Origin of the sequence: Pseudonocardia lacus, assembly GCF_018531445.1 — a bacterium.
Taxonomy (GTDB): Bacteria; Actinomycetota; Actinomycetes; order Mycobacteriales; family Pseudonocardiaceae; genus Pseudonocardia; species Pseudonocardia lacus.
This window is the reverse complement of record NZ_JAHDTH010000452.1, coordinates 1-1,438: the sequence shown is the minus strand read 5'-3', so window position 1 is coordinate 1,438 and position 1,438 is coordinate 1. Positions and strand designations below refer to the sequence as shown.

At 80.8% G+C, this 1,438-nt stretch carries 1 protein-coding gene; it reads right to left on the bottom strand.

Annotated features, from left to right (window positions below):
- On the bottom strand, positions 1-1,438 hold a 1,438-nt coding region (locus tag KIK08_RS39015), incomplete at both ends, for a hypothetical protein (protein ID WP_214408330.1).

The window sequence follows — 1,438 nt, the reverse complement described above, 5'->3', positions numbered from 1 at the left end:
GGCGACGGCCGCGTCGGCCCGCACGCCCTCGACCAGCTCGGCCCAGCCGCGGCAGCGCCGCGGCGGGGTCGCGCCGAAGGCGACCAGCTGGGCGACCCCGGCGGCGGCCAGCGGCACCGAGTCGGCCGGGGGACGGCCCGGCTGCGGCGGCGGGGCCGGGGGATCCGGGTCGACCTGCGGGGCGGGACGCACGTGGCGGACCTCGGCGGCGGTGTGGCCGTGGAACGGCGCGAGGGCGTCGGCGAGGTCGGCGAACCACAGCAGGTCGTGCGGCACCTCCAGGTCGGCCGGGTCGGTGCCGGGGCTCGCCGCGACCCGCTGCGCCAGCGTCAGCGCCGGGCCGTCGGGGTTCGCGTCGGGCAGCGGGGGCTGCTCCCACCCGCCCGGCGCCCGGCCGAACCCGGCCGCGGCCCGCCACTCGCGCAGCCCGGGCACCCGCCACGGCCGGCAGGCGTCCCAGCAGCCGTGCAGCGGCCGGTCGTCGATCCACCGCAGGCGCTCGGCGACCGCGTCCAGGACGACGACGCCGTAGTTGCGGGCGAGCGCGACCCGCTCCTGCACCGCCGTCCCGGTCCGCGCAGTGATCGACCGGCCCGGCCGCAGCGGCTTGAGCACCTCGTGGACGTAGCACCCGGGCCGCGCCGGGTGCCGGTAGTCGCCCTTGCCGCGCGCCTTCGCCGCGGCCCGCTCCGGGGCGGTCAGGCAGGCGTCGGCGGCGACCAGCGCGTCGCGGTGCTCCCGCGCCGCGGCGGCGAGACCGCGGTCGGACAGCGCCACGGCGAACCGCAGCAGCGCGGTGGCCGCGACGGCGTCGTGCAGCAGCCCGTCCAGCTCGCGCGTGGTCCACCACGGCGGGGGCTGCCAGCGGGCCGCGACGGCCAGCGACGGGCGCTCGCCGAACGCCCGGTCCAGCCGCTGCAGGACGGCAGCGTCGAGGTGGTCGCGGTGGCGGGCGCGCAGCCGCTCGATCCGTTCGGCCCGGACCTGCGACGCGCGCAGGCGCGCCAGCCGCTGCCGGTCGAGCAGGTGCGCGCAGACGTGCTCCCACAGCCCGACCACCAGCGCCAGCCGGCGCGGCCGCGGGTAGCCGGCCAGCACCGTGCCGAGGTGCGCGGACAGGGTGGACGCGGCGCCGCGCGGGAACGGGTCGAGCCCGTCGGGGGCACGCAGCCGCAGCACGCGCTCCAGCTGTTCTGGCCCGAGCAGGTCGGAGGCCGCCGAGGCCAGCTGCAGCGCCGCCCACCGGCCCTCGGTGATCGCCGCGTTCGCGGCCGCGCCGACCCGCTTGGTCGCGGTCAGGCCGAACAGCGCCACCAGGACGCCGAGCCGGTCGCCCAGGCGGGGCGAGCCCGCCGGGCCGAGGAACCGCAGGGCGGCGAGCACCGCGTCGCGCCGGTCGCCGGGGGCGCCGGCCAGCCGGGCCGAGGCGAAGCCGCCG